Origin of the sequence: Streptomyces sp. NPDC046727 (assembly GCF_040645635.1) — a bacterium.
Classification (GTDB): Bacteria; Actinomycetota; Actinomycetes; order Streptomycetales; family Streptomycetaceae; genus Streptomyces.
In genome coordinates this window covers 98,226-123,027 of the sequence record NZ_JBEYYR010000027.1, presented here as the reverse complement: position 1 = coordinate 123,027, position 24,802 = coordinate 98,226, and the positions used below count along the sequence as shown (strand labels likewise).

The following is a 24,802-nucleotide window of genomic DNA, read 5'->3' as shown; positions in this document are numbered from 1 at the left end:
CTGGAAATTCGGTGTTTGACAATTCCGCTCCCGCCCGGATATACTGTGCTCACTAAACGTCCTCGCGATTCATCGAAATGAAGTCGCGAATCAATGAATATACGCACAGGAATCCCCCGAGCGCAATTGCTCGGGGGATTTTTTGCGGGCGGACGGATTTACCGCACGTCCACCGGCGGGAGCAGGGGCTTGTGGCGGACCGGCGAGGACAGCACGATCGACGTCGTCGTCCGGCCCAGCGCCGAGGTCTGCTCCAGGATCTCCTCCAGGTGCACGGTGTCGGTGACGGCGACCTTGAGGATCCAGCAGTCCTCGCCGACCACGTGGTGCACCTCGGTGATCTCCGGCCGGTCGATCAGCTCCAGGGTCCTCGGGTGCTTGAGGGTGTAGCCGCCGTGCGGGTTCACCCGGATGAACGCCTGGATTCCGTAGCCCAGCCGGGCGGGCGCGACCCGGGCACCGTACCCCTCGACCACGCCGGCCGCCTCCAGCCGCCGCACCCGCTCCGCCACCGCCGCCGGGCTCAGGCTGACCCGCCGGCCCAGCTCGCTGAGCCTGATCCGGCCGTCGGTCTGCAGCAGCCTGAGGATCTCCCGGTCCACGCTGTCGAAGGCCGCCGACGTTTCGTTGGCGACAACGCGAAGCTGCCGTGGTTCTTTCGGCGTGGTGGCCGTATCTCCCATGTCTCCCCCTTCAGGGCGCGGTGTTCCGCCCGGAGAATTATGACCATGGCAAAGGCACGAGAGGTACTGGTCATCGGCGGCAACCGCTATGTCGGCAAGCGGCTGATCAGGCGGTTCCAGGCGGCCGGCGACCGGGTCACGGTCCTCAACCGGGGTTCGTCGGCCCCGCCGGCGGGAGCGCGGCACCTGATCGCCGACCGCGACGACGAGACGTCGCTGACCGAGGCGCTGGACGGGCGGACCTTCGACGTCGTCGTCGACCAGGTCTGTTACACCCCGCGCCAGGCGGAACTCGCCCGCCGGGTCTTCGCGGGGCGCACCGGGCGCTATGTGCTGACCTCGACGGTGGAGGTGTACGAGCACGAGGACACGCCGGTGCCGGTGCCGGAGAGCGCGGTGGACCCGCTGACGGTCGCCGTGGACCTGCGGCTCCCGTGGGACGACGCGGAGTTCCTGGAGCGGCACTACGGCGAGGGCAAGCGGCAGGCGGAGGCGGTGTTCGCGGCGGCGGGCCCGGACCTTCCGTCCGTGGCCGTCCGGGTGGCCCATGTGCTGGGCGGCGACGACGACTTCACCGGCCGGCTCGTGCACTACGCCGACCGTGTCCGCACCGGCACTCCCGTCGCCGTACCGCCCGTCGTCCACCCCGCCACCTACATCCACGTCGAGGAGATCGCCGACTTTCTGTACTGGGCGGCGGGCGAGGACTTCACCGGCCCGGTCAACGCGGCCTCGCACGGGGAGCTGGGTGTCGCCGAGCTGTGCGCGGCGGTCGCGGAGCGACTCGGCGCGGACGAGCCGGTGTTCGAGGTGGCCGACGCGGCGGAGGTCTCCCCGTTCGCCTTCCGCCGCCACTACGGCATGGACAACTCCCGGGCCGCGCGGCTCGGTTTCGCCTTCGGGAACGCACGGCAGTGGCTGCCGAAGGCGGTCGCTGAGACCCTGGGAAAGGCGGGCTGACGTGCGGTATCGCAGCTTGGGCGGGCTACGGGTGAGCGCGGTCGGACTCGGTGCCATGCCGCTGTCGATCGAGGGCCGGCCGGACGAGGGGCGCGCCCTGGCCACCGTGCACGCGGCGCTGGACGCGGGCGTCACCCTGCTGGACACCGCCGACTCCTACCATCTGCCGGGCCAGGACCCCGGCCACAACGAACTCCTGCTCGCCCGCGCGCTCGCGACGTACGGCGGTGACACCGACGGCGTACTGGTGGCCACCAAGGGCGGCCGGGGCCGGCCGGCCGACGGCAGCTGGACGGTGACGGGCTCGCCCCGGCATCTGAAGGCGGCGGCCGAGGCCTCCCTCAAGCGGCTCGGTGTCGCGGCGATCGGCCTCTACCAGCTGCACAAGCCGGACCCGGCCGTACCGTTCGAGGAGTCGGTCGGCGCGCTGCGGGACCTCCTGGACGAGGGCAAGATCCGGCTGGCCGGACTCTCCAACGTCACCGGGGACCAGATCCTGCGGGCCCGCGCGATCCTGGGCGACCGCCTGGTGTCCGTGCAGAACCGCTGTTCGCCCGAGGTCCGCGACAGCGATCCGGAACTGCGGCTGTGCGCGGAGCTGGGGCTGGCGTTCCTGCCGTGGAGTCCGCTCGGCGGGATCTCGCGCAGCTCGCTGGACGGCTCGTCGGGCCTGGCGGCGGCACCGCGGTACGCCGCGTTCCACGAGGTGGCCCGGGAGCGCGGGGTGAGTCCCCAGCAGGTCTGCCTGGCCTGGCTGCTGTCCCGTTCCCCGACCGTGATCCCGATCCCGGGCGCGACCCGCCCGCAGACCGCCCGGGACTCGGCGGGCGCGGCCGAACTGGTACTGACCGAAGGGGAACTGGAGCGACTGACCGAGGCGGTGGGAGATCACCGGTCCGGGTGAACCCAGGGCGGCGCGGCCGGCGGTGAGGTGCCGCCGACGTCCACCGCCCCGCCGGCCGGCCCGGACCCGCGCCATCACCGACGGCGCCGCGCCGCGCCTCCCGGGCCGGCCGCCGTACGGCTTCCGGGTGGTGGCCGAGCGGGAGCCGGCCCCGTCCCGGGCGGGTGCGGACGTACGGGTCGCGGTCCGTCCGGCCTCGTGAACCGGGCGGACCGCGACCCAGCAGGGGGCGGGAAGGCGATCAGCCGGCCGCGGTGTCCACCAGCTCCTTCTCCTCGGTCTTCGGCTCCTCCGGCGTGCCGGACTCCCGGCGCGGCAGCAGGACGGCCACCAGGACCGTGCCGAGGCCGAGGATCACCGCGCCGACCAGGCTGGTGTGGGCGACCGCGTCGGAGAAGGCCGAGCCCACCGCGTCGGCCATCTGCCGGGCGCCCGCGGCCAGCTCGCCGGCCTGCTGCTTGAGCTGCGCGGCCTGCTGCGGGTCGGTCGTCTGCTGGGCCTGCGCGGCAACCTGGTGCGCCTTCTCGCCGATGCCCTGCGAGACGGCGTACCCGGCGCCGACCGAGTCCTGCGCGGTGTCCAGGGCGCTCGCCGGGAGCTTGCTGCCGGCGGTGGCGTCGGACAGGTGGTCGCCGTAGGACGTGGCGAGCAGCGAGCCGAGGATGGCGATGCCGAGCGAGCCGCCCAGCTCCAGCGAGGTGTCGTTGACGGCGCCGCCGACGCCCAGCTCGGACTCCGGGAACGCGCCCATGATGGCGTCGGTGCAGGGCGAGAGGGCGAGACCGATGGCGAGGCCCAGGATGATCAGGGGCGCCACGAAGTCGCCGTAGGCGGAGGCCGCGTCCACCCGGGTGAGCAGGGCGAGGGCGGTCGTACCGCCGACCATGCCCGCGCTGACCGTCCACTTCATGCCGACGCGCGGGGTGAGCCAGCCGGTCAGGGCCGAGCCGACGAAGACGGCACCGGCGAGCGGGAGCATGCGCACACCGGTCTCCAGGGCGTCGTAGCCGAGGACGAACTGCAGGTGCTGGGTGAGGTAGTAGAAGGCACCGAAGACGGCGAGGAAGAACAGGGCCACGGCGAGGTTGGAGCCCGCGAACCGGCGGCCGGCGAAGCGGCGCACGTCCAGGATCGGGCGCGGGTGGCGCAGCTCCCACAGCACGAAGGCGACCAGTCCGACGCCCGCGACCACGGCCGCCCCGATGGCCTTGGCGCCCCAGCCGAAGTGCGGGCCCTCGATGATCATGTAGATGAGCGCGCCGGTCCAGATCACCGACAGCAGTCCGCCGACGTAGTCGATACGGTCGTGGTGCCCCGCCTTGGAGGGCGGTACGAGGACGAGGGCGGCGACGATCGCGACGGCCGCGATGGGCACGTTGATCAGGAAGGTCGAGGACCAGCCGTGGTCGCGCAGCAGGGCGCCGGCGACGACCGGTCCGGCGGCGATGGCCAGCCCGGCGGTGGCGGTCCACAGGGTGATCGCCTTGGCCCGCTCGGCGCGCGGGAAGGTCGCGGCGAGCAGCGAGAGCGTGGCCGGCATGATCAGCGCCGCGCCGACGCCCATCACGGCGCGGGCCGCGATGACGGTCGCCGCGCTGTCGGCGAGGTAGCCGAAGACGGCGCCGCCGCCGAAGACGACGAGCCCGAGGACGAGCGCGCCGCGCCGGCTGTACTTGTCGCCGATCGCGCCGAGCAGCAGCATCAGCGCCGCGTAGGGGACGGTGTAGCCGTCGATCACCCACTGCAGGTCGGAGCTGGAGAGCCCGAGGTCCTTCGTCATGTCGGGCGCCGCGACCGTGAGGGCGGTGTTGGCCATCACGATGATCAGCAGGCTGAGGCAGAGCACCAGCAGCGCCCACCAGCGCCGGGCGTAGGGGCGCTCCATCCTTTCGACCGGTTCGGTCATGACGAGTCGCATGGCAGGGGTCGCCTTCCTCGGGTCCGCGACGGATACGCAAACAGAACTTGCACAATGGCGTGCAATTGCACAACCATGTGCAATGTACGCCCGTTGCACAGCGCTGTGCAAGTCGATCCGGGAAGGCCGAGGGGAGGCAGAATGACCGCCATGACCACGGGTAACACCAGCCGCGCCGACGCCAACCGGCGCCGCATCCTCGACGTCGCCCTCGCCGAACTGCTGCGCGATCCCGACGCCTCCATGGACCAGATCGCGCGCGCCGCGGGGGTCGTACGCCGGACGGTCTACGGCCACTTCCCCAGCCGGGAGGCGCTGATCAGCACGCTGATCGACGGGGCCGTGGCGGCGCTGGCGGACGCGGACGCGCGCGGCCGGGCCGGCGTGAGCGACCCGGCGGAGTCGCTGGCCCGCTCGGTGCTCGCCCTGTGGCCGGTCGCGGACGGCTACCGGCTGCTGATCGCCCTGGCCCAGCGCACGGTCACCGTGCAGGGCATCCGCGAGCGTCTCGCCCCGCTGCGCGAGAACAAGGTCCGGCTGCTGCAGCGCGGTCTGGACGAGGGCGTGTTCCACTCCCCGCTGCCCGCGCCGGCCCTCGCGTACGTGCACGAGCAGATGCTGTTCGCCGTGATGGAGGCGGTGAACGACGGCCTCGTGACAGCGCAGGAGGCGGGCCGCTCCGCCACGGTCGCCGTCCTGACCGCGGCGGGCGTACCCGCCTCGCGGGCCACCGAGCTGGTGGCCGAGGTGTCCCCGAGCACATGAGAACGAGCACGTGAAAAGCCGGGCGGCTGAGGTACGGGGGAGTCCCAGCCGCCCGGCGGCGGTGACCGGACGCCCGGCCCGGGTTCAGGCCGGGCCGGACGTCCGGAGTTCTCGGGGCGGATCCGGTGGATCCGGTGGCTCAGGCCTTGGCGAGTTCCTTCTCGCCGTCCTCGCGCGGCTCGGGAACGTCGCTCACCGTGCTCCGGCCCTCGTCCAGCAGCGTGGTCTCGTCGAACGGCAGCTCACCGGCGAGCACCTGCCGCACCCGGGCCTTGTCGATCTCCTTGGTCCACGTACCCACGAGCACGGTCGCGACCGCGTTGCCCGCGAAGTTCGTCAGCGCCCGCGCCTCGCTCATGAACCGGTCGATGCCGACGATCAGCCCGACGCCGTCGACCAGCGCCGGCTTGTGCGACTGGAGGCCGCCGGCCAGGGTGGCGAGGCCCGCGCCGCTGACGCCGGCCGCGCCCTTGGACGCCAGCAGCAGGAACAGCAGCAGCGGGATCTGCTCGCCGACCGACATCGGCGTACCGAGCGCGTCCGCGATGTACAGCGAGGCCATGGTCATGTAGATCATCGTGCCGTCGAGGTTGAACGAGTAGCCGGTCGGCACGGTGATGCCGACGACCGGCCGGCTGATGCCCAGGTGCTCCATCTTCGCGATGAGCCGCGGCAGCGCGGACTCCGACGAAGAGGTCGACAGAATCAGCAGGAATTCCCGGGCGAGGTACTTGAACAGGGAGAAGATGTTCAGTCCCGCGACGATCCGGAGCAGCGCGCCGAGCACGATGAAGACGAACAGGAAGCAGGTGAGGTAGAAGCCGACCATCAGCACGGCGAGGCTCTTGAGCGCGTCCAGGCCCGCGGAGCCGACCACGGCCGCGATCGCCCCGAACGCACCGATCGGCGCGGCCCACATCACCATGGACAGGATGCGGAAGACGAGCCGCTGGAGGTGCTCGATGCCGCGCAGCACCGGTTCCCCGGTCGAGCCCATGGCCTGGAGCGCGAACCCGGCGAGCAGGGCCACCAGCAGCGTCTGGAGCACCTGCTGCTGGGTGAACGCGGACACGAACGTGGTCGGGATGATCGACAGCACGAAGTCGACGGGCGGCAGTGCCTCGGAGGACACCTGGTCGTGTCCGGTCTGCCGGAGCGCGTCGGTGATGTGCAGCCCGTCACCGGGGTGCAGCACGTTGCCGACGACCAGGCCGATGGCGAGCGCGACGAGGGACATCACGACGAAGTAGCCGAGGGCGATACCGCCGACGGCCCCCACCTTGGCGGCCTTCCGTACGGAACCGATGCCGAGCACGATCGTGCAGAAGATGATCGGCGAGATCATCATCTTGATCAGGTTCACAAACCCGGCGCCCAGCGGCTTCAGCTCCACCGCGGCATCGGGCCAGATGAGCCCCACGGCGATGCCGAGCGCGACCGCCACGATGACGGCGATGTACAGGTAATGAGTCCGGTCCCGCTTCACACGGGCTGCGGCAGGTGCCGTATCGGGGATGTTGGCGGCCACGACTGCCCTCCTTGACGTCTTCGTCGGCGAACAACCGGCGTGCGGCTCACGTCCGGGCGTTATTGGGGAATGCCGTGACTATCTCCCGCCCTGTGAGGGCGGTCACCCTTCCGTTCATTTAGTTCACGCTTGACCGCGGAGGCACACTGCTGACATGCGCCTCCCCGCCCTCCCCCGACCCCGCAGCCTGGCCGGCCAGCTGTTCGCCATGCAGGCCGTGCTGATCGCGGTGGTCGTGGCCGGGTACGCGCTGTTCACCTACGTCAGCGACCAGCGGCAGGCCGAGGACGCCGCCGCCCGGCAGGCCACGGCGGTGGCCCGGTCGATCGCCGACTCCCCCTCGGTCCGTACGGCGATCCGCACCGCGGACCCCACGGCCCGGCTGCAGCCGTACGCGCTCCAGGTCATGCGGGACGCGAACGTCGACTTCGTGACGATCATGAACCCGTCCGGCATCCGCTGGACCCACCCGGACCGGAAGCAGATCGGCAAGCGCTTCCTCGGCAACATCGGCGCCGCCCAGCACGGCCACACCTTCACCGAGACCTACACCGGCACGCTCGGCGCGTCCGTCCGCGCGGTGACCCCCATCGCCGACAACGGCCGGATCGTCGGCCTGGTCAGCGCCGGCATCAAGGTGGAGACGATCAGCGCCCGGGTCCAGGACCAGGTCACGGCCCTGCTCGGGGTGGCCGGGGTGACCCTGCTGCTGGGCGCGGTCGGCACGTACGTGATCAACGCCCGGCTCCGCCGCCACACCCACGGCATGAACGCCACCGAGCTGAGCCGGATGCACGACTACCACCAGGCGGCGCTGCACGCGGTCCGGGAAGGGCTGCTGATGCTGGACGGCCGGTACCGGGTGGCGCTGATCAACGACGGCGGCCGGGAACTGCTCGGGGTGGGCACCGAGGAGGACGTGGTGGGCCGCTCGGTGGCCGACCTGGGCCTGCCGGCCCCGCTGACCGGCGCCCTGCTCTCCTCCGAGCCCCGCGTCGACGAGGTGCACCTGACGGCGTCCCGGGTGCTGGTGGTGAACACGTCCCCGGTGTCGGGCGGCGAGCAGCGGGGCACGGTCGTCACCCTGCGCGATGTGACCGAACTGCAGTCCCTGATGGGCGAACTGGACTCGGAGCGGGGATTCACCCAGGCGTTGCGCTCGCAGGCCCACGAGGCGGCGAACCGCCTGCACACCGTGGTGTCGCTGATCGAGCTGGGCCGGGCCGAGGAGGCGGTGGAGTTCGCCACGGCCGAGCTGGAGCTGGCGCAGGCCCTCACCGACCAGGTGGTGGCGGCGGTGAGCGAACCCGTGCTGGCCGCGCTGCTGCTGGGCAAGACCGCCCAGGCGAACGAGCGGGGCGTGGAGCTGGTGGTCTCGCCGGACAGCCGCCTGGACGACGGCCTGCTCCCGCCCGAACTGCCGGCGCGGGACCTGGTCACGATCCTCGGCAACCTGATCGACAACGCGGTGGACGCGGCGCAGGGCAGTGTGCGGGCGCGGGTGACCGTGACGGCGTACGCCTCCGCCGCCGAACTGGTGCTCCGCGTCTGTGACACCGGCCCCGGGGTCGACCCCGCCCATGCCGGCCTGGTATTCCAGCGGGGGTTCTCCACGAAGCCGGCCGGGCCCGGCGGACGGGGGCTCGGGCTGGCCCTGGTCCGGCAGGCGGTGACCCGCCACGAGGGCACGTTGACGGTGGCGGAATCCGGCGAGGACGGCGAGGGCGGAGCGGTGTTCGAGGTGCGGTTGCCGTTGCGTACACCCACGGGTGGCGGCAGATGACGGGCGAGCAGCAGCCCATCCGGGTCCTCGTCGTCGAGGACGACCCGGTGGCCGCCGACGCGCACGTGATGTACGTCGGCCGGGTACCGGGGTTCGTCGCGGTCGGAAAGGCGCACACGGGCACGGAGGCCCGCCGCATCCTGGACCGCACCCCGGTGGACCTGCTCCTGCTGGACCTCCACCTCCCGGATGTCCACGGGTTGCAGTTCGCCCGCTCCCTGCGGGCCGCCGGATATCACGCGGACGTGATAGCGGTGACGTCGGCGCGGGACCTCGCGGTCGTACGGGAGGGGGTCTCCCTGGGGGTCGTCCAGTACGTCCTGAAACCCTTCACCTTCGCGACGCTACGGGACCGGCTGGTGCGGTACGCCGAGTTCCACGCGTCGGTGGGCGAGGCGAGCGGGCAGGACGAGGTGGACCGGGCCCTGGCGGTCCTGCGCGCCCCGTCGTCCCCCGCGGCCCTCCCGAAGGGGCTGAGCGGGCCGACGCTGGAGCGGGTGACGTCCGCTCTGCGGGAGGCGGAGGAAGGGGGGCTCACGGCGGCCGGGGTGGCAGAGGCGGTGGGCATCTCGCGGATCACTGCGCGGCGGTATCTGGAGCATCTGGTGGGTGCGGGGCGGGCGGGGCGGAGTCCGTTGTACGGGCAGGTGGGGAGGCCGGAGCTGGTGTATCGGTGGGTGCCGCAGGGGCGGTGAGGGCGGCTGCTCGGGCGCGGACTCGGGCGGCCTCTCCGGGGGCGTTGGCTCGGGTGTAGGTGTCGGCGGCTCGGAGGTAGTGGGCGCGGGCCTCGGCCGGGTGGTGGGTTTCCTCGTACTCCAGCCCCAGGTTTTCGAGGGTCTGCCCGACTCCGTACCAGTCCTCGAACTCCAACCGGATCGTCAGAGCCTTGCCGTACGCCTCTTTGGCCTCGTCCGTCTGCCCCAGTTCCGACAGGGCGATGCCGAGGTTGCTCCACGCCGCCGACGCGTTGTGGCGGTCGCCGAGGGCCTGGTACAGGTCACGGGAGCGGACGAGGGCGTCCCTGGCCTCCTCGACCCGGCCCGCCTCCAGCAGGGTGTTGCCGAGGTTGTTCCACGCCTGTGCCTCACCCCTCCGGTTGCCGATGCCCTGATGCAGCTCGCGTGCGCGAAGGAAGGCGTCGATGCCTTCCTCGATCCGCTCCACCGTCGCCAGTGCGCTGCCGAGGTTGTCCCACGCCTCTGCCTCGCCCTTGCGGTCCCCGAGTTCCTGACAGAGGTCGCGGTCGCGGATGTGGGCGGCAAGCGCCTTCTGGGGATGGCCCATCTCGCGCAGGGCGATCCCCAGGTTGTTCGACGCCATGCCCTCACCCTGACGATCACCGCTGGCGTGTGCGGCCTGCTGGGCGGCACTGGTGACCGCGATCATGTCGTCGAAGTGCCGACGCCACAGGAGGTATGCGCACAAGCACAGGGCCAGCCACACAGCCGTCTCCCCGTACCGCTCCTCCCGCCCCCACTGCACCGCGGCCACCAGACCCGCGCGCTCCCGGTCAAGCCAGGCCAGCGCATCGGCCCGCGTCGCGAAGCGCTCCGGCTCCCGCTCCCCCGGAAACCACCTCAACCGGACATCGGCCTCGCCCGCCCACCGGCAGTAGTGCGCGAGCAGCCGCTGCCGAGCCTCCGTGTCCCCGGCCGCAACACCCGCACCGAACGCCCGCACAAGGTCGTGCATCCGCCAGCACCCTCGGTTGTTCCCCCGCTCCACCAGATGCGCCCGCGCCAGCGCCCTGAGGTCCCGCAGGGGAGGCTCCTCCGTCCCTGCCAGGACGGCGGCCACCTCCTCGCTCACCTCCGGCCCCGGCGCGAGGGCGAGCAGGCTCAGCAGGCGTGCCTGGCCGGCCGGGAGCCGCCGGTACGAGAGGTCGAAGGCGGCGCGCACACTGCGGTCGCCGTCATCGAGCGCGGCGAGCCGGTCGTACGACGTGCCCAGTTCGTCGGCGAGTTCCGCCACCGACTTGCCCGGATCCTCCGCCAGCAACGCCACCGCGATCTGCAGAGCCAGCGGAAGGTGCCCGCACAGCTCCGCCAGCCGCGCCGCCGCCTCCGCCTCTTCCACGACCCGGCTGTCGTCCGGGTCGGCGATCCTCAGCGCGCGGTCGAGCAGTTCGTACGCCGCCGACGGGATCAGCTGGTCCAACGACACGAGCCGTGCCCCCAGTTGGGGCAACCGGTCCCGCGAGGTGACCAGCACCCGGTGCCTCAGTCCCCCCGGCAGCAACGGCCGCACCTGATCCGGCGACGACGCGTTGTCGGTGAGGATGAGAACCGCCTCGCGGTTCGCCAGCACCGAGCGGTATAGGGCCGCCCGCTCGTCCGCCGTCGCCGGAATGTGCTCCGGCTCCACGCCCAGCGCCCGCAGCAAGGACTGCAAAGCCTGGTCAGCCGTAACCGGAGCATCGTCGTACCCGTGAAGATCCACGAACAGCACCCCGCCCGGGAACCACCCCGCCTCCCGCGCCGCGTACGCCGCCTGCACCGCCAGCGCCGTCTTGCCGATGCCGCCGAGGCCGGACACGGCGGTGACGAGGACGGCCTGCTCCGCCCCCGGGCCCGCGGGATCCAGGGCCGCCCGCAGCCGCCCCAACTCCTCGTCCCGGCCGGTGAATCCGGCGGCCGACGGCGGCAGCGCGTCCAGGGCCGTAGGCGCCGGCGCCTGCTGCCGGTACTCCGCCTTCCCGATGACTGTCCCGAGGTAGTCCCCACCCCGGAACTCGACGTGATCGCTCACCCGGCCCCACCCCCCGCCCCGAACGGCACGGCGTACTGCACCACGCACACCCCCAGCCCCACGACCCCGACCGCCTCCAGCGCGGACACGACCGTCAGCCCGGCCGGGACGTCGTCCCCGGCCCAGTAGACGACGAGCGCCGCCAGCGGCACCACGCAGAAGGCCAGCAGGTCCACCACGCACTGCACGACCTTCCGGGAGACCCGACGGGCGTCCCCCCGGTGCGCGGTCTCCCAGCGGAAGACCTCACCGCCCTCCGCCCGTGCCGTCGCGGCGAGCCGGGGTCCCAGGTCGTCCCGCACATACGCCCCGATCGCCGAGATCTTCTGGTCGTTGACGAGGTACGTCCAGCCCAGGACGACACACACCGGCGGCAGCGCCAGCAGCATCGCGCTCTGCTTCGCCTGCGCCGCGGCGGCGATCACCGCGGCCACGACGGTCAGCGTCACGTACAGCAGGTTGTCCCGGAAGCCGATCCGTGTCTTCTGCTCGTCCTTGACGGTCTGGTACTCGGTGAGCAGCAACTGCCCCACGGTGACGTCTCGTTCCGGCACGTAAGCCCCTTCCCCCCGCAGTACCGGCAGTACCTTATGAGTGTGCCGGAGACTCAACCCACTGTTCTGGTCCTGACCGCGCTCGCGTTGGAGTACGCGGCGGTGCGTCCGTACATCGAGGACCGCGAGGAGCACGTCCACCCCAAGGGGACCCGCGTCGAGATCGGCGGCCTGCCCGGCAGCCCCTGGCGGGTCGCGCTCAGCGAGCTGGGGGTGGGCGCCGAGCGGGCCGCGGCGCTCGCCACCCAGCTCATCGAATGGCTGAAGCCCGAGGCCGTCTTCTTCATGGGGGTGGCCGGCAGCCTGAAGGACGACATCCACATCGGCGATGTGGTGGTCGGCACCCAGGTGTACGAGATCCACAGCGGCAAGCAGACCGACCGGGGGTTCAAGGTCCGGCCCAAGGCCCTGCCCAGCTCGCACGCGCTGGAGCAGGCGGCCCGTTCGGCGGCGCGGGACCTCGCGGACGTGCGGGTGCACTTCGCGCCGATCGCCACCGGTGACGTGGTGCTGGCCGACTCCGGGTCCGCCGTCGCACGGCACGTCGAGACGCACTACAACGACGCCGGGGCGATCGAGATGGAAGGGTCCGGAGCCGCCAACGCGGCGCACTTCAGCGGGCAGTTGGACGCCCTCGTCGTCCGGGGCATCAGCGACCGGGCGAACGCGGAGAAGGCCCGGGCGGACGCCGGCGGCTCGCAGCAGCGGGCGGCGGCGCAGGCGGCCTCGGTGACGGTGGCGGTGCTGCGCAAGCACCTGCCCCGCGGCGGGGGTTCCGCCGGCTCCGAGGAGGGTCCCCAAGGACGGCACGGGGGCGACCAGATCGTGTTCCGGGGCGGGGTCTTCCACGGGACCGTCATCGGGAAGCAGGTCGGAGGAGAGCAGCGGTAGGGGCACGGTCCACGGGCCGGTGCCGCGCGCCAGCGCCACCCTGCCGCCCCGGCCCATCGGCTTCACCGGCCGTACGGAGGCGCTGGACCGCCTGCTGCCCTGCCTCGCGCCCGCTCCGAGAACGACAGCGCGCCACCCGTCCTGATCTCCGCGCTCACCGGCATGGGCGGCATCGGCAAGACGGCGCTGGCGCTGGAGGCGGCCCACCGGGCGTGCCGGAAGGGCTGGTTCCCGGGCGGAGCGCTCTTCGTGGACCTGCGCGGGTACGACGACGACCCGGTCACCGCCGACCAGGCGGTGCTGGCACTGCTGGACGCGCTCGGCATACGCGGCCCGGACCTGCCGGCGACGGCGACGGGCCAGTACGACACCTACCGCGCCCTGCTCGCCGCACGGCGGGACCGGACGCTGCTGATCCTGGACAACGTCTCGGACCCGCGCCAGTTCCTGCCGCTGCTGCCGGGCACGGACCACCACCGGGTGCTGGTCACCTCGCGGGAGCGGCCGGACGCGCTGCCCGTCCGGCGGATCGATCTCGACCCGCTCGCCGCGGACGAGTCCGTCGCCCTGGTGACGCGGGCCCTGCTGGACGCCGACGAGCGGGACGACCGTCCGGCGCGGGAGCCGGAGGCGCTCGGCGAACTTGCCGAACTCTGCGGTCATCTGCCGCTCGCCCTGCAGATCGCCGCCGCCATGCTGCGCCGCCGGCACCCGCGGGCCATCGCCTCGCTGGTGCGGGACATCCGCAGGACCGCCGATCGCACGGTCGTCCTGGACGGCGTCCCCGGCGGCACCGACCAGTACGGCCGCTCGCTCATCCTGCGCCCGGTGCTGGAGACGTCGTACCGCAGGCTGCCGGCCGACCAGGCCCGGCTGCTGCGGCTGCTCGCCCTGGCCCCCGGCACCGAGACGGCCACGTCCACGGTGGCCGCCCTCGCCGACGTCGGCTGGGAGACCGCGCTCTCGCTGCTGGAGGACCTGGCCGCCACCTGTCTGGTCACCCGGGTCCGCGGCGCCGAGGGGGAGACCGTCCCGCGCTGGCTGGTCCACGACCTGGTGCGAGCCTTCGCCGCCGGGGTGGTCGCGGCGCGGCCGGGCCTCACGGAGGAGGGCGAGGCGGCACGCGAGCGGGCGCTGGAGTTCTACGTCATGTGCGCGAGCCAGGCCAATGCCCGCCTGCGCTGGCTGCCGGGCCGGCCGGAGCCCGAACTCTTCCCCGACCGGCCCCGGGCGCTGGCCTGGCTGGACCGGGAGCGGGCCGGGCTGGTGGCGGCGGTGCAGTGGGCGGCCGAGGAGCGGTACGCGCGGCTGTCGGTGCCGCTGGCCGAGTTCCTCGCCGAGTACCTGGAGTGGCGGCGCTACTTCGACGACTGGCTCACCGTCGCCGGGGTCGCCCGGGACGCCGCGCACCGCACCGGCGACCGGCGGGGCGAGGCCGTCGGCTGGGACTACCTGGGGCTGGCCCTGCGGAACCTGGGCCGTACCGAGGAGGCGATCGACGCCCATCTGCACGCCCTGGAGCTGAGCCGGGCCGACGGGGACCGCAGTGGTGAGGCGGTCCGGTGGGGCCACCTCGGCAACGCCCTGCGCAGGGCCGGCCGGCCCCAGGAGGCGATCGACGCCCATCTGCGGGCCCGCGCCCTGCACCAGGACGAGGGCAACCCCAGGGAGGAGGCCGACGAGTGGAACAACATCGCCCTGTCGCTGCACGACGTGGGCCGCACCGAGGAGGCGGTCGACGCCCAGGTGCGGGCCCGTGACCTCTATCTGGCCCTCGGTGATCTGCACGGCGCGGGCATCGCCTGGAACAACCTGGCCCGCACCTGGGAGGTGGCCGGCCGGACGGCGGAGGCGATCGAGGCCTACGGCAACGCACTCGAACTGGAGCGGGAGTTCGAGAACTGGTACGACGCCGGGCTGACCCTGAGCAACCTGGCCCGGGTCCATGCGAACGCCGGTGCCCCGGACCGGGCCCGCGCCGCCTTCCTCGAGGCCGCGGCCGCCTACACCCGGGCCCGCGCCCCCGCGGAGGCCGCCGCCTGCCAATCCCGCGCAGACGCATTGACCTGACTAGACCACTCCTCTTACCTTCACACGGCAGCAATCTCCGCGCCACCCCCACGTGTGCTCAGGAGGTCATGCCCGTGCGCCCCACCGCCGTCCTCTCCGCCCTCCTCACCGCCGCCCTCGCCGCCACGGCTCTCACCGCCTGCGGCAGCGGCTCCGGAAGCAGCCCGGACACGATCAAGGTGTCGTACAAGCAGAGCACCGACAACTCCGTCAAGGTGATGGACACCTACCTCGCCGGCATGAAGAAGCAGTTCGAGGAGAAGTACCCCGGCAAGAAGGTCGAGTTCGTGCCGATCAAGGCGCCGGACTCGGAGTACTACACCAAGCTGCAGCAGATGCTCCGCTCCCCGCGGACCGCCCCGGACCTGGTCTACGAGGACACCTTCCTCATCAACTCCGACATCACCAGCGGATACCTGAAGCCCCTCGACGCGTACCTCGCCAAGTGGCCGGACTGGAACCGGTTCATCGACACGGCGAAGGCGGCGGCCCGGGGGCAGGACGGGAAGACGTACGGCGTTCCGGACGGCACCGACACGCGCGGACTCTGGTTCGACAGGCGGGTGTTCAAGAAGGCCGGGCTGCCGATGGACTGGCGGCCGAGGACCTGGGACGACGTGCTCGCCGCCGCCCGCACCATCAAACGGAAGGTCCCCGGCGTCATCCCGCTCAACGTCTACACCGGCAAGCCGGCCGGTGAGCGGGCCACCATGCAGGGCATGGAGATGCTGCTCTACGGCACCGGCGACGGAACCTCCGATCCCCTGTACGACAGCGGCAGCAAGAAGTGGATCGCCGGGAACCAGGGGTTCACGGACGCGCTGGCCTTCGTCGAGACCGTCTTCGAGGAGAAGCTCGGCCCCGACGTCTCCGACGCCCTCGATCCCAACTTCGCCACCACCGTCATGGGCGAACTGCTCCCCCAGGGCAAGCTCGGCATCGACCTCGACGGCTCCTGGCTGCCGCAGGCCTGGCTCCCGGGCAGCGGCCACGAGTGGCCCGACTGGTCCGAGCGGCTGGGGCTCGCCGCCATGCCGACCAAGGACGGTCAGGCGCCCGGCAAGGTGAGCATGTCCGGCGGCTGGACCTGGTCGATCCCGGCCAAGGCCGGCAACCCCGACCTCGCCTTCGACTTCGTCAAGGTGATGCAGACCGAGGCGAACGCCAAGAAGTGGTACATCGCCAACTCCGGCATCTCGGTCCGCGAGGACGTCGCCGCCGACCGCTCGTACGCCACCGCCCAGCCCGGTACCAAGTTCTTCACCGACCTGGTCTCCAGCACCCACTACCGGCCCGCCTACCCGGCGTACCCGAAGGTGTCGACCGCCGTCCAGGAGGCGATGGAGAGCGTGACGACCGGCGACGCGTCCCCGCAGGAGGCGGCGAGGACGTACGACTCGGCGCTGGGGGACGTCACCGGCGGCCAAGTGGTCCAGAGGTGAGGCGCCACCGCCGGCTCGCCCGGGCCCTCCCCCTCGCCCCCGCCGTCGCCCTGATCCTGCTCTTCCTCGCCGGCCCGATCGCGTACTGCGTCTGGATCGCCTTCACCGACCTCCAGCTGACCGGCCAGGCCCACTCCTCCTTCGTCGGCCTCGCCAACTTCCGCCGGGCCTTCGAGGACGACGCGTTCCTGAACGCCGTCTGGCTGACCCTGGTCTTCACCGTGCTGTCCTCGCTCGTCGGGCAGAACACCCTGGGGCTCGCCCTGGCGGCGCTGATGAAGCGCGCCTCGAAGCCGGTCCGTACCCTCACCGGCGGGATCGTCGTCACCGCGTGGGTGCTGCCGGAGGTCGTCGCCGGCTTCCTGCTCTACGCGTTCTTCCGGCGCGAGGGCACCCTGAACGCGATCCTGGACTGGCTGCGACTGCCCCGGCAGAACTGGTTGTTCACCCTGCCCATCCTCGCCGTGTCCTTCGCCAACGTCTGGCGCGGCACGGCGTTCTCGATGCTGGTCTACTCGGCGGCGCTCGACGAGATCCCGGCCGAGATCACGGAGGCCGCGGAGGTGGACGGGGCCGGCGGGTGGCGGCGGCTGTGGCACATCACGCTGCCGATGATCCGCCGCTCCATCGGCACCAACCTCATGCTCAACACCCTCCAGACGCTCTCCGTCTTCGGGCTGATCTGGGTGATGACCCGGGGCGGGCCCGGCGGCAGGAGCCAGACCCTGCCGCTGTTCATGTACGAGCAGGCCTTCCAGAACAGCATGATCGGGTACGGCACCGCGGTCGCCCTGCTCCTGCTGCTCGTCGGCTCCCTGTTCTCCGTCGTCTATCTGCGTCTGCTGCGGACGGAGGTGTGACACCGGCATGCCCCGCAAGCGCTCCTCCCGGCGGCTGGCCGCCGACGTCTCGCTGCTCGCCGTGGCCGTGGCCTTCGCGCTGCCCCTCGCCTGGGTGCTGCTGTCCGCCGTGGACCCGCACGCCGGGCTGCGGGTCGGCGTCCCGGACGGGGTCACCCTGGACAACTTCCGCGCGATCCTGACCCCGGACATCACCTACACCCCGCTGCTCAACAGCCTGATCCTGTGCGGGGGCGGCACCGCGCTGACCGTGGTCTGCGCCGCCCTCGCCGCGTATCCGCTGTCCCGGTTCCGGTCCCGGCTGAACCGGCCGTTCCTGCTGACCGTCCTGTTCGCGACGAGCCTGCCCATCACGGCGGTCATGGTGCCGGTGTACGCGCTGTTCGTCCGGGTGAACCTGATCGACACCCTCCAGGGCACGATCTGCTTCTTCGCCGCCTCCCAGCTGCCGTTCGCCATCTGGCTGATGAAGAACTTCATGGACGGCGTGCCGCGGGAGCTGGAGGAGGCGGCCTGGACGGACGGGGCCTCGGCGCCGCAGTCCCTGGTCCGGATCGTGCTGCCGCTGATGGGTCCGGGCGTCGCGGTCGTCACCGTGTTCTCGTTCGTGATGATGTGGGGGAACTTCTTCGTCCCGTTCATGCTGCTGCTCACCCCGGACCAGCTGCCGGCCTCGGTCAGCATCAACGACTTCTTCGGCAACCGGGGCATGGTGGCCTACGGCCAGCTCGCCGCGTTCTCCGTGGTCTATTCGACGCCGGTGATCCTTTTGTATGTTCTGGTGGCACGGCGGCTGGGCGGCGGGTTCGCGCTGGGCGGTGCGGTGAAGGGGTGACACGAGGTAGCACCAGGCCACAAGGGGTGACACCGAGTGTCACTTCACTCTGCGCGATCAACCCGTACGTTCCTACGATCCGTGATCTCGGCGGAACCGACCGTAGTCACCGGCCCGGCGCGCGCCTAGCTTGTGCCGGGTGCGCCAACCCTCAGCTCCTCCGTTCAACGCCCCGGCGGCCCGCCGGCTGCGCGCCGCGCTCGGCATGGGACCCGAGCACGTCGCCTACGGCATGCGGGCCTCGTACGGGCTGCCGTATGTCACACCCGATCTGGTGATCGCCTGGGAACGCGGTGCCGCCGCCCCGAGCAGCCCGGAACTGACCGCTCTCGCGGGCGTACTGTGGTGCTCTCCGGGCGAACTCCTCGGCCGCCCGCAGACCCTGCGCGAACACCGCATCGCCCGTGCCGTCGCGCCCGAGGACGTCGCCCACGCCGTCGGCATGGACCTGCGCGCGTATCTGCGGGCGGAGGAGAGCGGGCAGTGGAAGGGCAACGAGCGCCAGTCGGCCGCGCTCGCCCGGATCCTGGACCTCGCCCTGCCCGACTTCGTCGCCGTCACCGGCCGCGAGGCGAAGCTGGCCGAGCTGCTGCACAGCGCGGTGACCACCCGCTGGCAGGCCTATGTGCGGCCGGTGACGAAGGTGGCGCCCCTGGACAAGGCCGTCCTGGAGGGCGTCCTGCAGGAGCTGCACCAGGACTACCAGGGGCACATGGCCGCCACCCTCAGCTGGGGCGGCGGCAACAGCAGTGCCAGTGAGTCCGGGCGGGATTTCCTCGACCGGATCGTGGAGAACTTCTGGGCGGCCGTCGAGAGCCGGAACGGCTAGAAGACCGACTCGGCCTCGTCCATCCGGTCCTTCGGCACCGTCTTCAGCTCGGTGACCGCCTCCGCGAGCGGCACCATCACGATGTCGGTGCCGCGCAGCGCGGTCATCCGGCCGAACTCGCCGCGGTGCGCGGCCTCGACGGCGTGCCAGCCGAAGCGGGTGGCGAGGACACGGTCGTAGGCGGTGGGCACGCCGCCGCGCTGGACGTGGCCGAGGATGACCGGCTTGGCCTCCTTGCCGAGGCGCCGCTCCAGCTCGTAGGCGAGGGCGGTGCCGATGCCCTGGAAGCGCTCGTGGCCGTACTGGTCGATCTCGCCCTTGCCGTAGTCCATGGTGCCCTCGGCGGGGTGGGCGCCCTCGGCGACGCAGACGACGGCGAACTTCTTGCCGCGGGCGAAGCGCTCCTCGACCATCTTGACCAGGTCGGCGGGGTCGAAGGGCCGCTCGGGCAGGCAGATGCCGTGGGCGCCGGCGGCCATGCCGGACTCCAGGGCGATCCAGCCGGCGTGCCGGCCCATGACCTCGACGACCATCACCCGCTGGTGGGACTCGGCGGTGGTCTTCAGCCGGTCCATCGCCTCGGTGGCCACGCCGACGGCGGTGTCGAAACCGAAGGTGCGGTCGGTGGAGGAGATGTCGTTGTCGATGGTCTTGGGCACGCCGACGACCGGGAGGCCGGCGTCGGAGAGCATGCGGGCCGCGGTGAGCGTGCCCTCGCCGCCGATCGGGATCAGCGCGTCGATGCCGAACTCCTCGACCATGTCGGCCGCGCCCTCGCAGGCCTCGCGCAGCCGGTCGCGCTCGAGGCGGGAGGAGCCGAGGATGGTGCCGCCGCGGGCCAGGATGCCGCTGACCGCGTCCAGGTCGAGGGTGCGGTAGTGACGGTCCAGCAGACCCCGGTAGCCGTCCTCGAAGCCGATGACCTCGTCGCCGTACTGCGCCACCGCCCGGTGCACGACCGAGCGGATCACGGCGTTCAGGCCGGGGCAGTCGCCGCCTGCGGTGAGAACTCCGATGCGCATCGTGCTGTGTCTCCTGCTCGCTGTCGGTGCCGGTGAGCCACTGCCGATTCTTTCACGTCCGCCGGACCGGTGAAGTCCTGACGGGCGCCTTATCCGGCAGCAGGGGTATTGTCAAGAGGGTCCTGCTCACCTTGGTGAGCGATTTTTATGCCACAGAGGCGACAGAAGCGACATGAGGAACGGAGTGGACACGTGACGCGCAGCGTGTACGTGACCGGGATCGACCGCGGTGACGGCCGCCAGGTCGTTGAGCTGGGAGTCATGGAGCTCCTGACCCGGCAGGTCGACCGGGTGGGCGTCTTCCGCCCGCTCGTACACGATCGACCCGATCGGATGTTCGAGCTGCTGCGCTCCCGGTACCGCCTCTCCCAGGACCCGGCGACGGTCTACGGCATGGACTACCACGAGGCGTCCGCGCTCCAGGCCGAGCAGGGCACCGACGAGCTGGTCGCCACCCTCGTCGACCGCTTCCACCTGGTGGCCCGCGACTACGACGTCGTCCTGGTCCTCGGCACCGACTTCGCCGACACCCAGCTGCCGGACGAGCTGTCCCTCAACGCCCGGCTCGCCAACGAGTTCGGCGCCTCGGTGATCCCGGTGGTGGGGGGCCGCAAGCAGACCGCCGAGTCCGTGCTCGCCGAGACCCGCAACGCCTACCGCGCCTACGACGGCCTGGGCTGCGACGTCCTCGCCATGGTCGCCAACCGGGTGGCCCGCCAGGACCGCGACGAGCTCGCCGAGCGGCTCGCGAACCGCCTGCCGGTGCCCACGTACGTGCTGCCCGACGAGCCCGCGCTGTCCGCTCCGACCGTCGCGCAGATCGCCCACGCCCTCGACGCCAAGGTGCTGCTCGGCGACGACTCCGGGCTCGCCCGGGACGCGCTCGGCTTCGTCTTCGGCGGTGCCATGCTGCCGAACTTCCTCGGCGCCCTGACCCCGGGCTGCCTGGTCGTCACCCCCGGGGACCGCGCCGACCTGGTCGTCGGCTCGCTCGCCGCGCACAGCGCCGGCACCCCGCCGATAGCCGGCGTGCTCCTCACCCTGAACGAGGTGCCGAGCGAGGAGATCCTCACCCTCGCCGCCCGCCTCGCCCCGGGCACCCCGGTGATCTCGGTGTCCGGCAACAGCTTCCCCACCGCCGAGCAGCTGTTCTCCATGGAGGGCAAGCTGAACGCGGCCACCCCGCGCAAGGCGGAGACCGCGCTCGGCCTCTTCGAGCGGTACGCCGACACCGCCGGCCTGGCCCGCCGGGTCTCGGCGCCGAGCAGCGACCGCGTCACCCCGATGATGTTCGAGCACAAGCTGCTGGAGCGGGCCCGCTCCGACCGGCGGCGGGTCGTGCTCCCGGAGGGCACCGAGGAGCGGGTGCTGCACGCGGCCGAGGTGCTGCTGCGCCGGGGCGTGTGCGACCTGACCCTGCTCGGGCCGGAGGACCGGATCCGCAAGAAGGCCGCCGACCTGGGCATCGACCTCGGTGACTGCCAACTGATCGACCCGGCCACCTCCGAACTGCGCGACTCCTTCGCCGAGAAGTACGCGGCCCTGCGCGCCCACAAGGGCGTCACGGTCGAACTCGCCTACGACGTCGTGTCGGACGTCAACTACTTCGGCACCCTGATGGTGCAGGAGGGCCTGGCCGACGGCATGGTGTCCGGCTCGGTGCACTCCACGGCCGCCACCATCCGGCCCGCCTTCGAGATCATCAAGACCAGGCCGGACTCCTCGATCGTCTCGTCCGTCTTCTTCATGTGCCTGGCCGACAAGGTGCTGGTCTACGGCGACTGCGCGGTCAACCCGGACCCGAACGCCCAGCAGCTGGCCGACATCGCCATCCAGTCGGCGGGTACGGCCGCGCAGTTCGGCGTGGAGCCGCGGATCGCGATGCTGTCGTACTCCACCGGTACGTCCGGTTCGGGCGCCGACGTCGACAAGGTGCGCGAGGCGACCGAGCTGGCGCGCTCGCGCCGGCCCGACCTGAAGATCGAGGGCCCGATCCAGTACGACGCGGCCGTGGAGCCGTCCGTGGCCGCGACCAAGCTGCCCGACTCCGAGGTCGCCGGGCAGGCCAGCGTGCTGATCTTCCCCGACCTCAACACCGGCAACAACACCTACAAGGCCGTGCAGCGCTCGGCCGGCGCGATCGCCGTCGGCCCGGTCCTGCAGGGTCTGCGCAAGCCCGTCAACGACCTGTCCCGGGGCGCGCTCGTCCAGGACATCGTCACCACCGTCGCCATCACGGCGATCCAGGCCCAGCACCTCAACGAGAAGGCGTCCCAGCAGTGAGCTCCCCCACCCGTGTCCTCGTCCTCAACTCCGGCTCCTCGTCGGTGAAGTACCAGCTGCTGGACATGCGGGACAGCAGCCGGCTCGCGATGGGCCTGGTCGAGCGCATCGGCGAGCAGACCTCCCGGATCGAGCACACCTGCCTCACCGGCGGCGACACCCGCGAGCACACCGGTCCGATCGCCGACCACGACGCCGCCCTGAAGGCGGTCGCCGAGGAGCTGGGCCGGGACGGCCTGGGCCTCGACTCCCCCGAGCTGGCCGCGATCGGGCACCGGGTGGTGCACGGCGGGCTGTTCTTCACCGAGCCCACCGTCATCGACGACGAGGTGCTCACCGAGATCGAGCGGCTGATCCCGGTCGCCCCGCTGCACAACCCGGCCAACCTCACCGGCATCCGCACCGCGCAGGCGCTCCGCCCCGACCTGCCCCAGGTCGCCGTCTTCGACACGGCGTTCCACACGACGATGCCGGAGTCGGCGGCGCGCTACGCGATCGACCCGAAGATCGCCGACCGGCACCGGATCCGCCGCTACGGCTTCCACGGCACCTCGCACGCCTACGTCTCCCGCGAGACCGCGCGGCTGCTGGGCAAGGACCCGTCCGAGGTCAACGTGATCGTGCTGCACCTGGGCAACGGCGCCTCGGCCTCCGCGGTCGAGAAGGGCCGGTGCGTGGACACCTCGATGGGGCTGACGCCGCTTGAGGGACTCGTGATGGGTACGCGCTCCGGTGATCTGGACCCGGCCGTCATCTTCCATTTGGCACGGGTTGGGGATATGTCCATGGACGAGATCGACACTCTTCTGAACAAGAGGAGCGGCCTGTTCGGTCTGTGCGGGGACAACGACATGCGGGAGATCCGCCGCCGGATCGACGAGGGGGACGAAGAGGCCGCGCTCGCGTTCGACATTTACATTCACCGGCTCAAGAAGTACATCGGCGCCTATTACGCCGTGCTCGGCACGGTGGACGCGGTGGCCTTCACCGCCGGCGTCGGCGAGAACGCGGCACCGGTGCGGGAGGCGGCGATCGCGGGCCTGGAGGGCCTGGGCCTCGCGGTCGACCCGGAGCGCAACGCCGTACGCGGCCGCGAGCCGCGGCTGATTTCGCCGGAGTCCGCCCGGGTGGCGGTCGCCGTGGTGCCGACGGATGAGGAACTGGAGATCGCGACGCAGACCTACGCACTGGTCGGAAAGAACAACTGAATAGCACCTGAGCGGTGTGGCACTCATTTGTATCTTCCGCCAGACGGAATATTCCGTAGCGAAACAAACCGATAGGATCGCCCCATGCGCCGTTCGAAAATCGTCTGTACTCTCGGCCCCGCGGTCGACTCCCACGAGATGCTCGTCGCCATGATCGAGGCGGGCATGAATGTGGCCCGGTTCAACTTCAGCCACGGCACCCACGCCGAGCACCAGGCGCGGTACGACCGCGTCCGGGCCGCCTCCAAGGAGACCGGCCGTCCCATCGGCGTCCTCGCCGACCTGCAGGGCCCGAAGATCCGTCTGGAGACCTTCGCCGAGGGTCCGGTCGAGCTGGAGCGCGGTGACGAGTTCGTCATCACGACCGAGGACGTGCCGGGCGACAAGCACATCTGCGGTACGACGTACAAGGGGCTGCCGGGCGACGTCTCGCGCGGCGACCAGGTCCTGATCAACGACGGCAACGTCGAGCTGAAGGTCCTGGACGTCGAGGGCCCGCGGGTGAAGACGATCGTCATCGAGGGCGGTGTCGTCTCCGACCACAAGGGCATCAACCTGCCCGGCGCGGCCGTCAACGTGCCCGCGCTGAGCGAGAAGGACATCGAGGACCTGCGCTTCGCCCTCCGCATGGGCTGCGACATGGTCGCGCTGTCCTTCGTCCGGGACGCCAAGGACGTGCAGGACGTCCACCGCGTGATGGACGAGGAGGGCCGCCGGGTCCCGGTGATCGCCAAGGTGGAGAAGCCGCAGGCGGTCGAGAACATGGAGGAGGTCGTCGCGGCGTTCGACGCCGTCATGGTGGCCCGCGGTGACCTCGCCGTCGAGTACCCGCTGGAGAAGGTCCCCATGGTGCAGAAGCGCCTGGTGGAGATGTGCCGGCGCAACGCCAAGCCGGTGATCGTGGCGACCCAGATGATGGAGTCGATGATCACCAACTCCCGCCCGACCCGCGCCGAGGCCTCCGACGTCGCCAACGCGATCCTGGACGGCGCCGACGCGGTCATGCTGTCCGCCGAGTCGAGCGTGGGCGCCTACCCGGTCGAGACGGTCAAGACCATGTCGAAGATCGTCGCCGCGGCCGAGCAGGAGCTGCTCTCCAAGGGCCTGCAGCCGCTGGTGCCGGGCAAGAAGCCGCGCACGCAGGGCGGTTCGGTGGCCCGCGCGGCCTGCGAGATCGCCGACTTCCTCGGCGGCAAGGGCCTGATCGCCTTCACGCAGTCCGGTGACACGGCGCGCCGGCTGTCCCGCTACCGCGCGACCCAGCCGATCATCGCCTTCACCACGGACGAGGGCACCCGCAACCAGCTCACCCTCAGCTGGGGCGTGGAGTCGCACGTCGTGCCGTTCGTGAACACCACGGACGAGATGGTCGACCTGGTGGACCAGGAGATCGCCCGGCTGAGCCGCTTCGCCGCGGGCGACACCGTCATCATCACCGCCGGCTCGCCCCCCGGGGTCCCCGGCACCACCAACATGCTCCGCGTCCACCACCTGGGCGGCCAGAGCAACTGACGGGTCC

Annotated in this window: 21 protein-coding genes; 15 read left to right on the top strand and 6 right to left on the bottom strand. The window is 71.5% G+C overall.

Translation table 11 applies throughout. The features are described from left to right. Nucleotides 1-158: 158 nt before the first annotated feature. Nucleotides 159-683 carry an Lrp/AsnC family transcriptional regulator gene (locus tag ABZ937_RS28905; protein ID WP_361696265.1) on the bottom strand — a complete coding sequence of 175 codons (525 nt, stop codon included), beginning with the start codon at nt 681-683 and terminating at the stop codon, nt 159-161. 45 nt (nt 684-728) lie between these two features. Here ABZ937_RS28905 and ABZ937_RS28900 point away from each other — a divergent pair, with 45 nt between their 5' ends. Then, on the top strand, nt 729-1,643 hold the full coding sequence (locus ABZ937_RS28900; RefSeq protein ID WP_361696264.1) for an NAD-dependent epimerase/dehydratase family protein: 915 nt from the start codon (nt 729-731) through the stop codon (nt 1,641-1,643). A gap of 1 nt (nt 1,644) precedes the next feature. Further along, entirely contained in the window at nt 1,645-2,547 is a 903-nt protein-coding gene (locus tag ABZ937_RS28895) for an aldo/keto reductase (RefSeq protein ID WP_361696263.1), read from the top strand. Nucleotides 2,548-2,788: 241 nt separating this feature from the next. On the opposite strand, the gene ABZ937_RS28890 is transcribed toward ABZ937_RS28895, so the two are convergent. Beyond that, entirely contained in the window at nt 2,789-4,465 is a 1,677-nt protein-coding gene (locus tag ABZ937_RS28890; protein WP_361696262.1) for an MFS transporter, read from the bottom strand. 141 nt (nt 4,466-4,606) lie between these two features. Here ABZ937_RS28890 and ABZ937_RS28885 point away from each other — a divergent pair, with 141 nt between their 5' ends. Next, a complete protein-coding gene (locus ABZ937_RS28885; protein WP_361696261.1) occupies nt 4,607-5,230 on the top strand; it encodes a TetR/AcrR family transcriptional regulator in 624 nt (207 codons plus the stop codon). Between the two features lie 139 nt (nt 5,231-5,369). Here the strand turns inward: ABZ937_RS28885 and ABZ937_RS28880 are convergent, their stop codons facing one another. Then, a complete protein-coding gene (locus tag ABZ937_RS28880; protein WP_361696260.1) occupies nt 5,370-6,758 on the bottom strand; it encodes a cation:dicarboxylase symporter family transporter in 1,389 nt (462 codons plus the stop codon). A gap of 154 nt (nt 6,759-6,912) precedes the next feature. Here ABZ937_RS28880 and ABZ937_RS28875 point away from each other — a divergent pair, with 154 nt between their 5' ends. Both ABZ937_RS28875 and ABZ937_RS28870 read left to right on the top strand, forming a co-directional pair. Further along, nucleotides 6,913-8,541: a sensor histidine kinase gene (locus ABZ937_RS28875; RefSeq protein WP_361696259.1), complete on the top strand. Its 1,629-nt coding sequence runs from the start codon at nt 6,913-6,915 to the stop codon at nt 8,539-8,541. Next, on the top strand, nt 8,538-9,236 hold the full coding sequence (locus ABZ937_RS28870; RefSeq protein WP_361696258.1) for a response regulator: 699 nt from the start codon (nt 8,538-8,540) through the stop codon (nt 9,234-9,236). The genes ABZ937_RS28875 and ABZ937_RS28870 overlap by 4 nt, the downstream gene beginning before the upstream one ends. Here ABZ937_RS28870 and ABZ937_RS28865 read toward each other — a convergent pair. After that, complete coding sequence (locus tag ABZ937_RS28865; protein ID WP_361696257.1) at nt 9,118-11,289, bottom strand: tetratricopeptide repeat protein; 2,172 nt, start codon at nt 11,287-11,289, stop codon at nt 9,118-9,120. The two genes, ABZ937_RS28870 and ABZ937_RS28865, sit on opposite strands and share 119 nt — an antisense overlap. After that, the gene (locus ABZ937_RS28860; RefSeq protein ID WP_361696256.1) at nt 11,286-11,843 is read right to left on the bottom strand and encodes a hypothetical protein; all 558 of its coding nucleotides are present in this window, start codon (nt 11,841-11,843) and stop codon (nt 11,286-11,288) included. The genes ABZ937_RS28865 and ABZ937_RS28860 overlap by 4 nt, the downstream gene beginning before the upstream one ends. Before the next feature lie 36 nt (nt 11,844-11,879). Here ABZ937_RS28860 and ABZ937_RS28855 point away from each other — a divergent pair, with 36 nt between their 5' ends. The 7 genes from ABZ937_RS28855 (at nt 11,880) to ABZ937_RS28825 (ending at nt 18,770) form a co-directional block, all read left to right on the top strand. Then, nucleotides 11,880-12,734, top strand: a complete 855-nt coding sequence (locus ABZ937_RS28855) for a 5'-methylthioadenosine/S-adenosylhomocysteine nucleosidase (RefSeq protein WP_361696255.1) — start codon at nt 11,880-11,882, stop codon at nt 12,732-12,734. 19 nt (nt 12,735-12,753) lie between these two features. Next, nucleotides 12,754-12,879 (top strand): hypothetical protein, encoded by a 126-nt coding sequence (locus ABZ937_RS28850; RefSeq protein ID WP_361696254.1) that lies wholly within the window; start codon nt 12,754-12,756, stop codon nt 12,877-12,879. Between the two features lie 17 nt (nt 12,880-12,896). Next, the gene (locus ABZ937_RS28845) at nt 12,897-14,804 is read left to right on the top strand and encodes a tetratricopeptide repeat protein (RefSeq protein ID WP_361696253.1); all 1,908 of its coding nucleotides are present in this window, start codon (nt 12,897-12,899) and stop codon (nt 14,802-14,804) included. Between the two features lie 68 nt (nt 14,805-14,872). Further along, a complete protein-coding gene (locus ABZ937_RS28840; RefSeq protein WP_361696252.1) occupies nt 14,873-16,246 on the top strand; it encodes an extracellular solute-binding protein in 1,374 nt (457 codons plus the stop codon). Continuing rightward, the gene (locus tag ABZ937_RS28835; RefSeq protein ID WP_361696251.1) at nt 16,243-17,106 is read left to right on the top strand and encodes a sugar ABC transporter permease; all 864 of its coding nucleotides are present in this window, start codon (nt 16,243-16,245) and stop codon (nt 17,104-17,106) included. Before ABZ937_RS28840 ends, ABZ937_RS28835 begins: the two co-directional genes overlap by 4 nt. Before the next feature lie 7 nt (nt 17,107-17,113). Continuing rightward, nucleotides 17,114-17,941 (top strand): carbohydrate ABC transporter permease, encoded by an 828-nt coding sequence (locus tag ABZ937_RS28830; RefSeq protein WP_361696250.1) that lies wholly within the window; start codon nt 17,114-17,116, stop codon nt 17,939-17,941. Nucleotides 17,942-18,080: 139 nt separating this feature from the next. Next, on the top strand, nt 18,081-18,770 hold the full coding sequence (locus ABZ937_RS28825) for a helix-turn-helix transcriptional regulator (protein ID WP_361696249.1): 690 nt from the start codon (nt 18,081-18,083) through the stop codon (nt 18,768-18,770). On the opposite strand, the gene ABZ937_RS28820 is transcribed toward ABZ937_RS28825, so the two are convergent. After that, entirely contained in the window at nt 18,767-19,792 is a 1,026-nt protein-coding gene (locus ABZ937_RS28820) for an ATP-dependent 6-phosphofructokinase (RefSeq protein WP_361696248.1), read from the bottom strand. The two genes, ABZ937_RS28825 and ABZ937_RS28820, sit on opposite strands and share 4 nt — an antisense overlap. Before the next feature lie 192 nt (nt 19,793-19,984). Between ABZ937_RS28820 and pta the strand changes: the two genes are divergently transcribed. The 3 genes from pta to pyk all read left to right on the top strand — a co-directional run bounded on the left by pta (nt 19,985) and on the right by pyk (nt 24,795). After that, entirely contained in the window at nt 19,985-22,075 is a 2,091-nt protein-coding gene (gene pta, locus ABZ937_RS28815) for a phosphate acetyltransferase (protein ID WP_361696247.1), read from the top strand. Continuing rightward, nucleotides 22,072-23,283 carry an acetate kinase gene (locus tag ABZ937_RS28810; protein WP_361696246.1) on the top strand — a complete coding sequence of 404 codons (1,212 nt, stop codon included), beginning with the start codon at nt 22,072-22,074 and terminating at the stop codon, nt 23,281-23,283. Before pta ends, ABZ937_RS28810 begins: the two co-directional genes overlap by 4 nt. A gap of 84 nt (nt 23,284-23,367) precedes the next feature. After that, entirely contained in the window at nt 23,368-24,795 is a 1,428-nt protein-coding gene (pyk, locus tag ABZ937_RS28805) for a pyruvate kinase (RefSeq protein WP_361696245.1), read from the top strand. Nucleotides 24,796-24,802 lie beyond the last annotated feature (7 nt).

Bases quoted from the DNA above. Each gene is read 5' to 3' on its own strand.
- ABZ937_RS28830 (WP_361696250.1), top strand. From the start codon at position 17,114: ATGCCCCGCAAGCGCTCCTCCCGGCGGCTGGCCGCCGACGTCTCGCTG.
- ABZ937_RS28905 (WP_361696265.1), bottom strand. From the start codon at position 683: ATGGGAGATACGGCCACCACGCCGAAAGAACCACGGCAGCTTCGCGTT.
- ABZ937_RS28855 (WP_361696255.1), top strand. From the start codon at position 11,880: ATGAGTGTGCCGGAGACTCAACCCACTGTTCTGGTCCTGACCGCGCTC.
- ABZ937_RS28900 (WP_361696264.1), top strand. From the start codon at position 729: ATGGCAAAGGCACGAGAGGTACTGGTCATCGGCGGCAACCGCTATGTC.
- ABZ937_RS28845 (WP_361696253.1), top strand. From the start codon at position 12,897: ATGGGCGGCATCGGCAAGACGGCGCTGGCGCTGGAGGCGGCCCACCGG.
- ABZ937_RS28890 (WP_361696262.1), bottom strand. From the start codon at position 4,465: ATGCGACTCGTCATGACCGAACCGGTCGAAAGGATGGAGCGCCCCTAC.
- ABZ937_RS28820 (WP_361696248.1), bottom strand. From the start codon at position 19,792: ATGCGCATCGGAGTTCTCACCGCAGGCGGCGACTGCCCCGGCCTGAAC.
- ABZ937_RS28870 (WP_361696258.1), top strand. From the start codon at position 8,538: ATGACGGGCGAGCAGCAGCCCATCCGGGTCCTCGTCGTCGAGGACGAC.
- ABZ937_RS28840 (WP_361696252.1), top strand. From the start codon at position 14,873: ATGCCCGTGCGCCCCACCGCCGTCCTCTCCGCCCTCCTCACCGCCGCC.
- ABZ937_RS28875 (WP_361696259.1), top strand. From the start codon at position 6,913: ATGCGCCTCCCCGCCCTCCCCCGACCCCGCAGCCTGGCCGGCCAGCTG.
- pyk (WP_361696245.1), top strand. From the start codon at position 23,368: ATGCGCCGTTCGAAAATCGTCTGTACTCTCGGCCCCGCGGTCGACTCC.
- ABZ937_RS28885 (WP_361696261.1), top strand. From the start codon at position 4,607: ATGACCGCCATGACCACGGGTAACACCAGCCGCGCCGACGCCAACCGG.